The following is an 11,063-nucleotide window of genomic DNA, read 5'->3' as shown; positions in this document are numbered from 1 at the left end:
AGGAGGCAGTGCGGTCTTGGGGTCTCCCCAAGTGGAGCAACTGCCGTCAAGTGGCGTGAGGGTTAGGGTGGGGTAAAACCCTCAAGAGGTCTAATATTTAGGCGATAGCCTACACCATAAATAGTTTCAATTAAAGATTCGCTGTCTTCTTCTCCTAATTTGCGTCTCAATAAGCGAATTTGTGCTGCTACTACATTGCTAACTGGTTCTGCACCAATTTCCCAAAGTTGATTGATAATTTGGTCGCGGCTGATAATTTGGTTAGGATGCCTGATAAAATATTCCAATAATTGAAATTCCTTGGTGGTTAGTGAAAATACTTGCTTTTCACCATGAGCATACTCACGAATAACTTGATGAGTGCTGTAATTGAGCGTCAGACAACCTACTTGTAAGCGTCGGGGTTGGACTTGAGGTGTCAGCGTTGCTCCGACGTAAGAGGCTCGCCGTTGTAATGCTCGCAATCTTGCCAACAGTTCTGCCATATCAAACGGTTTAACTAAATAATCATCCGCACCGCTATCTAGACCAATAATCTTTTCTTCCATCCGGTCTTTAGCTGTTAGCATTAATATCGGTAGAGTTAATTGGCGATCGCGCAACCATTTACACAACTCTATCCCCGATACTCCAGGCAGCATCCAATCAAAAATCGCCAGTGTATACTCAGTCCAGCCAGTTTCTAGATATTGCCATGCCTGATTACCATCTAGAAACCAGTCAACTATATATGCCTCATGGCTCAGAACTTGTTTGATTGCTGCACCTAAATCTGCTTCATCTTCAACTAATATAAGCCTCATTGTCAACCCATTGCTAAGAGGTTGTTTGAAAAATAGTTGGCTGTAATTTTAAATTACATTATTACCCCCCTTAATCTCCTCCCTTCGACAAGCTCAGGGCATCGCTTGTCGAAGGGGGGAGGGTTAGGGTGGGGTAAAAAAGATTTCATACATCAATCATTACCAGAGGGAAGCTTTAGTTCAATGCCGAATTTGCTCCCTATTTCTATAACATTTAAGTTGAATTTGGTTAATGTTGACATACGGTTCTATTTTATTGCCTTTTCGACTTCTTCGCAAATTTTCACCCAAGCTTGATTACGTTCTGCCTTATTTAGAGTGTCGAGGGGTTTATTTGGAGGGTGAACAGCTTGGTATTCTTCGATTTCAGTTTTTCTGTATGAGCTTGCACTAATTGGAATCCAGATAATAGTTAATCCCTCTTTTTCGGCTGCGTTGAGTAAGGGGGGGAGTTCATGTTTGTCGATGAAATCAGAGCCTATAAAGTCAGGGCTGACTAGCAGGATAGCAACCTTAGCTGTGGCTAATGCTTTTTCAATCTCGGCTTTCCATTTTGCGCCAGGTTTGATTTTGGTGTCATCCCAAACGATGAAACCTTCTGCACGAATATAGGGTTTTAGTTGTGTTTGCAGTTGTGTTAACCATTCAGCATCTTGATGACTGTAGCTAACAAATATTTGGTTTCTGATGCTTTCTGACATAATTAGTTCCTTAATGGGGGCTGGTTCAATAATTCCTTTGTCTATTTGTTGTCTTTGTCGAGTTCTTATATCTTCATACCCATCAAGTAGTTGACGCAAATCGAGTTTTAATTTTAGTTTGCCGATGGTGATTGTACTTTCACCCATTGATTCGAGTCCGAGGAGTTCTTGGTAGTCGAGGGGCGGATGTTTGGGATAGTTGGGGACGGGAACCCATTCGGTGATTTCGAGATTGGGGAGGGTTTTGTGGATTTTTTGGAAGACATCGCGGATAATGCCAAGAAATAAGCGGCGGGTTTCTTGGCGGCCGCTAATGGTGATGAAGATTTTTTTGTCTTCGGGATCGGCTTTGATGCGAGCGAGGTTGTAGATTTCGTTGTTGTCTTCATATTGCAGCATTACGCCACTGCGCCAATAGATTTGGTTATAAATTTTTTCGTGGCTGATGACGATGAAGCGGGAAATGATGCTTTCGGGGAGAACTTTGTAATGGTATTGAAATTCCAAGGTTTCGCCGTGGAGTTCTGTTTCGTCTGGTTCGTCTTTGGGCAGAAGTCCCGGAATCAGAAATTGTGGAGGATAACATTCTAGTTCAAAGCAAAGCTCAAATTCTTTCATCAGCCCGATCAGATACTCGTGACGCTTGGTGGGATATCGCTCTGGATTGAGGATGCGGGTGAGATCGGCGGGGGTGAAAATGCCTTTGGTTTGAGTTTTGAGGTTTTCATCGCTCAGGAGCGTGTAAATGCCTTCTGTCACCCAGTTGGGTTTGAGGACGTTGGTATCTTTGAGGATGGGATGATCGCGGAAGTTGAGAACTAAGCCGAGTCGATGCAGCAAGTCGATTAGTTGCTCTTGATTTTGTTCTTCGGGAATCATGTTTTCGTAGCAGATGCCGATGTAGCGGTTGTAGCTGATGAAGTCTTCGGTCATGGATTCGAGTTTTTGTTTAACCTTAAACCATGTCAGGGGTAAAAGGTCGTAGACTTCTTTGAGCTTGGCGATTTGCTGCAAAATGGCGGTGCGAAGTTCATCAATGCCGATATTGTCTTGGCAAGAGGTTTCGATTATCGCTTGGATGTTAGGATATTTTTCGCGTAATGCTTTGCGGTTGATGTCGAGGGGTTGTTCGTCTTTTTTGTTGCCAACGATAATCGCGGGGGACTGTCCGCCGAAGCTTTCGATTAGTTTCAGCCAATATTCGATGCGGTTTTCTTCTTCGCTGGTGCGACAATTACAAACGAGTAGATAGAGGCTGCGCTTAGTCAGAAAAAACTGATGGGTGGCATGATAAATTTCCTGTCCGCCAAAGTCCCAAACATTGAGCCGGATGTCTTTGCTATTCACCTGCACGTTCCAAGTTTCTACATTGAGTCCGTCAGTTTGGGATTGATTTTTATCGTATTTATCGCGGATTAATCGCTCGATCAGGCATGTTTTGCCGACGCTGCCTTGTCCGATGAGCAAGAGTTTGGCTTCGTGTAATGGTCGAGTTTCACTTGTGCTAATTTGCCTCAAGTAATTCAAAATCTTTTTTACATTTTTTGAATTAAGAATTTCTAATGGAATATTGGTAATTGGATTTTTATTAAGGTGAAGCTGCGTCAGATTGGTTAAATTAGCGATCTCCCCTGGAATCTCGGTTATTTTGTTGTCACTGAGGTGAAGCTGGCTCAGATTGGTTAAATTAACGATCGCCTCGGGAATCTCGGTTATTCTGTTGTAACTGAGGTGAAGCTGGGTCAGATTGGTTAAATTCGCGATTGCCTCTGGAATCTCGGTTATTTTGTTGGATGTGAGGTCAAGCCTCCTCAGATTGGTTAAATTCGCGAGCGCCTCTGGAATCTCGGTTATTTGGTTGTTACTGAGGTGAAGCTGCGTCAGATTGGTTAATTTAGCGAGCGCCTCTGGAATCTCGGTTATTTGGTTGGATGTGAGGTCAAGCAGCGTCAGATTGGTTAATTTAGCGAGCGCCTCTGGAATCTCGGTTATTTGGTTGGATGTGAGGTCAAGCAGCGTCAGATTGGTTAAATTCGCGAGCGCCTCTGGAATCTCGGTTATTTTGTTGTTACTAAGGTGAAGCTGCGTCAGATTGGTTAAATTCGCGAGCGCCTCTGGAATCTCGGTTATTTTGTTGTTACTAAGGTGAAGCTGCGTCAGATTGGTTAAATTCGCGAGCGCCTCTGGAATCTCGGTTATTTGGTTGTTACTGAGGTGAAGCTGCGTCAGATTGGTTAAATTCGCGAGCGCCTCTGGAATCTCGGTTATTTGGTTGTTACTGAGGTGAAGCTGCGTCAGATTGATTAAATTCGCGAGCGCCTCTGGAATCTGGGTTATTTGGTTGTTACTGAGGTGAAGCTGCGTCAGATTGGTTAAATTCGCGAGCGCCTCTGGAATCTGGGTTATTTGGTTGTTACTGAGGTGAAGCTGCGTCAGATTGATTAAATTCGCGAGCGCCTCTGGAATCTCGGTTATTTGGTTGTTACTGAGGTGAAGCTGCGTCAGATTGGTTAAATTCGCGAGCGCCTCTGGAATCTGGGTTATTTTGTTGTAACTGAGGTGAAACTGCGTCAGATTGGTTAAATTCGCGAGCGCCTCAATCTGGGTAATTTGGTTGTAATGCAGGTCAAGCTGGGTCAGATTGGTTAATTTACCAATCGCCTCTGGAATCTGGGTTATTTTGTTGTAACTGAGGTGAAGCTGCGTCAGATTGGTTAATTTAGCGATCGCCTCTGGAATCTGGGTAATTTGGTTGCTAGTGAGGTGAAACTGCGTCAGATTGGTTAATTTAGCGATCGCCTCTGGAATCTGGGTAATTTGGTTGCCAGTGAGGTGAAACTGCGTCAGATTGGTTAATTTAGCGATCGTATCAGGTATTTCAGTTAGCTCTACTCGAATTAAGATAAGTTCCTCTAAATGTAGTATTTGCGTTACCACATCGGGAATGCTCTCTAAAGGATTGCCACTAATATCCAACTTACGCAAATTAGGCAAACCCAATAGTTCGAGTGGAAGCGTTTTTAAATTGTTGCCTGAAACCTCTTCGAAATAGGGGTTTACTACGTATTCATAACCTTCAACCTTCTTTCCCAAAATCAAAGACTCAAGCTGCTTCAACTTACCAATTTCTCTAGGTAACTCAGTCAACTCTTGTCCCGATAAGTCTAACTCTCGCCAACCCTCAGCCGCCGCGCGATCTATCAGTACCAACAACTCATCCTGCGTCATAATTCCAAGGAAAAGGGTGAGGAAAGAAGATTGATAAAGACGATCTTAACTGATTAGTGAAAAATGCTACATTATCACTTGGTGGCGATCGCGCTGACTATCAGTTTGAATTGCTTTCTGTAAATCAGCCGCCTCATCATCACTCAAAATACCCGCAAATTTTGCTAGAGGATGATGACTACGCGTTGTCTGAACCCGATGCAAAAAATCTAACATTACTTTGACTAACTCATCTGGAAGCTCTGCAATTTCTTGGATAAGCTGCTCGCGGCTAGTCATACATTTGCCCTCTTTAGCAAAGTTTATCGTCAATATTATAACGAATAGAGATGTGGCGATCGCACATATCTAAATTTGGTTTCTAGCTATCTCTGTGATTATACCTGCAATCAATTATTTGGCATTGTTTACAAAATCGAGCGATCGCTAAGTCAGAAAAACTTCATCCACCAAAGATTTGCGGTGCGTTAGGCTGGCGTGACAAAGCTAAATTGTGGCAATCATGGCGATGCCTACGGTGGTCACTGAGCGCAGCCGAAGTGTTGGCTACGCTTACGCATTTGTTGATTTGGAGTTCGCATTTGTTGATTTGGAGTTCGCAATTGCTGATTTGGCGATCGCAATTGTTGATTTGGAGTTCGCAATTGCTGATTTGGAGTTCGCAATTGTTGATTTGGCGATCGCAATTGTTGATTTGGAGTTCGCAATTGCTGATTTGGCGTACGCAATTGCTGATTTGGCGTACGCAATTGTTGATTTGGCGTACGCAATTGCTGATTTGGAGTTCGCAATTGTTATTTTTGAGTCAAGCAAACGCTCCCCTTACCAAGGGTACGGTGTATATACAAGTCTGAAATAGCCGATCGACGAGGGTTTTACCCCACCCTAACCCTCCCCGTATGTATTGGGGAGCCACTGCGTTGGACGGGTTTCCCGGCTTGAAGCAAGTGGCGTGAGGGAACTGGATTTATTTTTCCCCCCAATACATCGGGGGGACTAAGGGGGGTAATTCAATATTAAGTTTTAACCATGATAACCGTACAGTTACTCTTGCGAGAAATATTCTCGGCAATATTTCCTTGAATCGCTTGTTGCAATAAACTTTCACGGCTAGCTCCCAGGACAATCACATCACTGTTGTCAAGTTTTGCACAATTAAGAACAGCATCAGAAACCGAATTGGCACGAACGGGAGTAGTCATCACTTTACCACTAACTCGGCGTTGCAGAAAGCGAGCAGATTTATCTAATAATGTTGTGTCAGGAATCGAGTTAGTCGGCTGGAAAACTTGACATAGCTTGATTTGGGGTGATGTACTTAAAGAAGCAAGAGCTGGTAATAACTTAATTGCTTGACTGGAGTTAGGGCCCCCTGCCATTGGCAACAACCAACGGTCGAAGGATCTTTTATCATCCAATTTAGCCAAGATCACATCACAACCTGCCTGTCGAATTATGGTATCCACCACTCGGCTAAAAACTCTACCAGGAGTTGATGTACTGCCTTTCCATCCCATCAGCACCAAGTCAATGTGTCGTTCTTTGACAGTCTCCAAAATTGCCCCAGCAACATTATGGGCAACTCGGATCTGGGTGTGAACGGGAATCCGCAAATTCTCTCCTAAAATTATTGCCTGTTGCAAAAGTTGAAGACTTTTGCTGATTTGCACTGGTGTTTCCGATGGGATGCGGCTAGACGAAACGATAATCACTTGTAGGCATTCTATTTCGTAATTGCGATCTTTGGCGATCGCAACTGCCATGTCTAGTAAAGTCTCGGCTGTTTGAGGATGTGAAAGCGGTACTAACAACCTTCCTTTGCCTGTAGCCGGAGCGCGAGTTTGGTAAACTACATAAGAAGGTGCTGATTTACGTTCTATTTGTTCGTTACCACTGAGTCGCTCTGCTTCTACACGGATAATATCACTACGAGTAATAATTCCTATGAGCTTGCGATTTTCGGTAACGGGTAAGCAGCTGAGGTGATAATGATTGAGTATATGCAGTACATGAGCCAGTGTTGCTGTGGGATTTACTGTCACTGGCTCTGGTGTCATAATCTCGCCGATAGTTGTATCTTTGCCTGACTGTTGCGAAGCAATATTAATTAAATCTTGCTGAGTTACAATACCAACAACTTTACCATTTTTTAAAACTGGAAAGTTGCGATGGTGAGAGTTGGAAAATGCCTGTACTGCTTCATCAGTACTCATTTGGCTAGAGAGAGTTTCCACCCGCCGTTGCATCACATCTACGGCACTCAGTTGTGCCAGAAGCCCCTCTGTGCTAGGCTCTTTGGTGATGTGAATCCCTTTCCACTCTAGTAGAAGGTCGTAGAGCGATCGCCGATCGATTTTTTCTGCTACTAAATAGGCAACCACAGACGCAATCATCAGCGGTAGCACCAGATTGAAATCTGTTGTCATCTCAAACACAATGACAACTGCGGTAATTGGTACTTTGGAGACGGCGCTAAAAAAGGCAGCCATGCCCACATGAGCATAAACTGTGGCAGCACTCATTCCCAGTAAACTGTGTTCCACAGCACCCACTAAGTAACCAAGGGCAGCTCCCAAGGCTAAGGTAGGAACTAGTAAACCCCCTGGCGCTCCAGAGCCGTAGGTAAAAATAATTAAGGTAAACTGAACTAAAAAAGCGATCGCGGCAAATGACCAATTAGCACTACCCACAAGCAAAATTTCTCTCAGCCCAGCATGATCGCGAAAAACAGCAGGTAAAAAGGCGATCGCCACACTACTGACTAACCCAGCAATTCCAATTCGCCAGGATAAACTCAACCTTACCAGACGGCGGTTAATTGCTAGACTCTCAAGAATACCTTTATTAAACAGAATGCCTAAAAGTCCCGCCAGCACTCCCAAAATCAAGTAGAAAGGGATTTCTTGAGCGAAAAAAGTTGTATCGGGAAGACCTAAATTTGCATGATTCAGATCCAGGCTGTGACTACCATAGAGCCGAGAAATCACTGAAGCGATGAAAGAAGCCAAAATCGCAGTACCAAGAGTGATACCTGACACATCTTGGAGTAATTCTTCCACTACAAATAGTACACCTGCGATCGGTGCATTAAAAGCCGCAGCTAACCCAGCCCCGGCTCCGGCGGCGATTAGTTGGCGACGATGCTCTGGTGAAGTCGGTGCCCAGTTACTAAGTTGATTTGCCAAGGCTGCCCCAATTTGGACAGTCGGCCCTTCTCGTCCTAAAGGCATTCCCGAACCCAAGACTAATGTAGCGCCAATCAACTTGACCAAAGCAATCCGTAGATTTAATGGCATTGGCACGCGAGCCAATACGGCTTTGACTTCAGACATCCCACTACCTGATGCTTCCGGTGCGAAGCGCTCTACTAGCCAACCAGCTAAAAGTCCCCCTATTAATCCAATACCTGGTAGCACCAAGTAGGCAGGTAAAAGGTAAGAAAAACGCACTCGCAATGCGCCTGCCCAATCCACTGCCTGTCCTAACAGAACTGCCGCTAACCCAGAAACTAGACCAATCAGGCAAGCTTCCACGAAAGCCAACCGTTTGGGTCGAAGCAACTGACGCCAAAGCCTCAACCAGAGAATTTTACCCTTGACTAACATATTTTTAGCGATCGCTTGTCATCAATGAAGGTATCATAAACGTCTGAAATGTCTTACCGTTCACTCTATTCATAGCTTTTCGTAAAAAAATGAAATCAGAATGAAATTTTTCTCTGCCTAAAGATAGATATGCTTTTTGCACTCTTGGGGGAAAAGGGTAAAGGTTAAAGGGGAAGGGGACTTTTGCAGAACCTTTTCCCCTTCCCTTTTCCTGACAAATGCCAAGAAGTCTAGTTAAACCTCATCTATGTTGAAACCTAGAGTTTTTTAAAAAATATATTTTTGTAGGTTGGGTGGAGTGAAACGCAACCCAACATTACCACCAAATTTTATGTTGGGTTACGCTATCGCTGCACCCAACCTACAAAACTACGGTTTTCAAGGTAGACGAGGTTTATTATAATGTTTTATCCGAAATTGACCATGAGTTTATTAATATCACAGATATTTTGCCAATCCGTGAGATGATTCAAAACTGGGTAAAGTCTTTCGGGTTTGCGTTAGGATTTACGCATAAAGATTTTCTAAAAAAATTGAGTGTAAATTTACTATTAACGCTGCCAATCATACATTAATCGTCCATAGCGATCGCGCACAAGTTCCCATTCTCCATGACGATATCGTTGTCCGTGATAACGTATAGAGCGATAGTGTCGTCGATAATAATGTCGTCGATTCCACTGGCGTTGATAATAATATTTTCCAGTCCGATGCCGTCTATGATAACGTCGTCGAGTCCGTCGGTGAGCTAACAAAAACTCTTCATTTTGCTCTCCAATTAATTTTTTTTGTGCGTCAATACTCTGTTCATTTAGAACTGTGTTGAGAGTGTTCTCTTTGGCTTCAACCAAAGTAGGTGGATAAATGAAGGCTAATAACAGGAAGACGATTGAGGATAGCTTTTTGAAACGGTTCACGTCTTTGCTTTTCCTAAACTATTGGTAATAATTTTATTTAATACTTAAGTTTAGTAATTATATAGTTCAGAATTTACAAACTTGAGTTACGCAAACGTAATTAAAGGTACATTTATAAAACTCCGATTTGATTTCTGAAAACATACTGAGACTGAAAGCCCGTTTTATCAGGGTTTTATCTGAAATTTTGTTCACAAATTAGATATGAGTTCTATAGCAGTTCCCATCCAGATGAAGTACAATCTTATATCGCTTGGTATAGTTGCTTTAGTATTATTAGTAATTTTGAGTTTTCTAAAAAATGGCATACATTCCTAAGAATGCAAAGTGGTATATCGCTGAATTAGTAATCGAGTGTAAAGTTGAGGGAAATCCACATAATGTTGTTCATGTAAATATTGTTCTTGTCCGTGCTTCTTCAGCAGAAGAGGCTTTTGAGAAAGCCGAAGAACTTGGTTGTGAAAGTAACGACACATATCTTAATCCCAAAAATCAAACCGTAACTTTTACTTATAGAGGCTTACGGCATCTCGATGTGATTCATGATGAATTAGAACATGGTGCTGAACTGATGTTTGAAGAAAAAATTGGTATACATGAAAGCGAGTTACAACAAATGTTGACTCCAAAATCTCAGCTAGCTATCTTTCATCCGTTAAAACCAATAGATCCATCTAAGCCAGACTATAGCAGTAAAGAAATTATGGATGAAGTCACAAAAATGATGAGTGGCGATGGTGTTATTGAAAGACTTTAAATGCTTCAACCCAACAATGTATTCGCCATCCTAAACTTTTATAGAGCTAATGTCATAAATACGCTGTTCGGCTCGTCAATAGACATCTTGCAAAAGTAAATTTTGGAAGATGTCGGAGAAAGGTTAAAGGTTAAAGGGTAAATGGAAATTAATTCTATCCCCTTTCCCCTTTCCCCTTTAACCTTTTCCCTACCCGAAGGTTTTGACCCTTTCCCCTTTCCCCTTTAACCTTTTCCCTACCCGAAGGTTTTGACCCTTTCCCCTTTCCCCTTTAACCTTTTCCCTACCCGAAGGTTTTGACCCCCTTGACCCCACAAATGCCAAGAAGTCTAATGCTCTCCTTAGCTATAATTAATTAGTTTTTTTGCAGATTGCTAATTGTCAAAAATATTTCATCATCAGCGATCTGGCTATTATAATCAATGTTAATTTGAGTTGGATAACCAAGTACTGGATCGTATTGTACAGTCAAGTTTGCGGCTTTACGAATCAGCGCATCCCTGATGATATTAAAGAGTTTAGGAATTGTATTATATTGTTGAAATAATTCTGCCTCAGCCGGCTTTTGAGTTGCTTTATAAGTAATAGAACTTGTGACTCGATTACGTACTTTAATAATCACTGGTTCTGTGGCTTTAGGTAAACAATTGCAACTTCTAGTGAATTCATAGCGGTAATTAGAGATTTTTTGCCGTTTCCATAATCGGTAATTAATCTTAAATTGTTCTAAGGTTAAACTACTAGGCGCGGGGGTTTTGGCTACCTGTATAGGAGGAGGTTGAGATATTACAGGTGCACTAAAACCTAAAGATGCCACTAAAACAGCACTAATTGCAATTGGTAAGCGCATATAAATCCATTTTTAACTCCAACTGCTCACTTTAACCTAGCTTCAAGATGATTGCCAAAACATTGAAATTATTTGTGACACTCAAAGCTAGTATGGTATTACGCAAAGAAAATTGCATATTGTTTTTAGAAACACAAATGACTAATAACTAATGACTAATGACAGTCTATATGGAAAATAGGGCAATATATAGGCGCATTAG

General features: G+C 42.4%; 8 protein-coding genes. 1 reads left to right on the top strand and 7 read right to left on the bottom strand.

The window, feature by feature from the left end; all coding sequences use genetic code 11:
• Positions 1-62: 62 nt before the first annotated feature.
• The 6 genes from rppA to ACR5KR_RS05215 form a co-directional block, all read right to left on the bottom strand.
• On the bottom strand, positions 63-803 hold the full coding sequence (gene rppA / locus ACR5KR_RS05240) for a two-component system response regulator RppA (RefSeq protein WP_445627470.1): 741 nt from the start codon (positions 801-803) through the stop codon (positions 63-65).
• A gap of 248 nt (positions 804-1,051) precedes the next feature.
• Complete coding sequence (locus tag ACR5KR_RS05235; protein WP_448265733.1) at positions 1,052-4,732, bottom strand: leucine-rich repeat domain-containing protein; 3,681 nt, start codon at positions 4,730-4,732, stop codon at positions 1,052-1,054.
• 66 nt (positions 4,733-4,798) lie between these two features.
• Complete coding sequence (locus ACR5KR_RS05230; RefSeq protein WP_448265732.1) at positions 4,799-5,011, bottom strand: hypothetical protein; 213 nt, start codon at positions 5,009-5,011, stop codon at positions 4,799-4,801.
• A gap of 242 nt (positions 5,012-5,253) precedes the next feature.
• The gene (locus ACR5KR_RS05225) at positions 5,254-5,460 is read right to left on the bottom strand and encodes a hypothetical protein (RefSeq protein WP_448265731.1); all 207 of its coding nucleotides are present in this window, start codon (positions 5,458-5,460) and stop codon (positions 5,254-5,256) included.
• A 288-nt stretch (positions 5,461-5,748) separates the two neighbouring features.
• On the bottom strand, positions 5,749-8,337 hold the full coding sequence (locus ACR5KR_RS05220; RefSeq protein WP_448265730.1) for a chloride channel protein: 2,589 nt from the start codon (positions 8,335-8,337) through the stop codon (positions 5,749-5,751).
• A 551-nt stretch (positions 8,338-8,888) separates the two neighbouring features.
• The gene (locus tag ACR5KR_RS05215; protein WP_448265729.1) at positions 8,889-9,254 is read right to left on the bottom strand and encodes a hypothetical protein; all 366 of its coding nucleotides are present in this window, start codon (positions 9,252-9,254) and stop codon (positions 8,889-8,891) included.
• A gap of 301 nt (positions 9,255-9,555) precedes the next feature.
• On the opposite strand from ACR5KR_RS05215, the gene ACR5KR_RS05210 reads away from it, so the two are divergent.
• A complete protein-coding gene (locus ACR5KR_RS05210; RefSeq protein WP_448265728.1) occupies positions 9,556-10,011 on the top strand; it encodes a DUF4288 domain-containing protein in 456 nt (151 codons plus the stop codon).
• A gap of 355 nt (positions 10,012-10,366) precedes the next feature.
• Here the strand turns inward: ACR5KR_RS05210 and ACR5KR_RS05205 are convergent, their stop codons facing one another.
• Entirely contained in the window at positions 10,367-10,861 is a 495-nt protein-coding gene (locus ACR5KR_RS05205; protein WP_448265727.1) for a DUF6174 domain-containing protein, read from the bottom strand.
• Positions 10,862-11,063: the final 202 nt, after the last annotated feature.

It is taken from the genome of Nostoc sp. DSM 114159 (genome assembly GCF_053470285.1).
The sequence above is the reverse complement of the archived record's forward strand: the minus strand, read 5'-3'. Positions and strand labels throughout refer to the sequence as shown.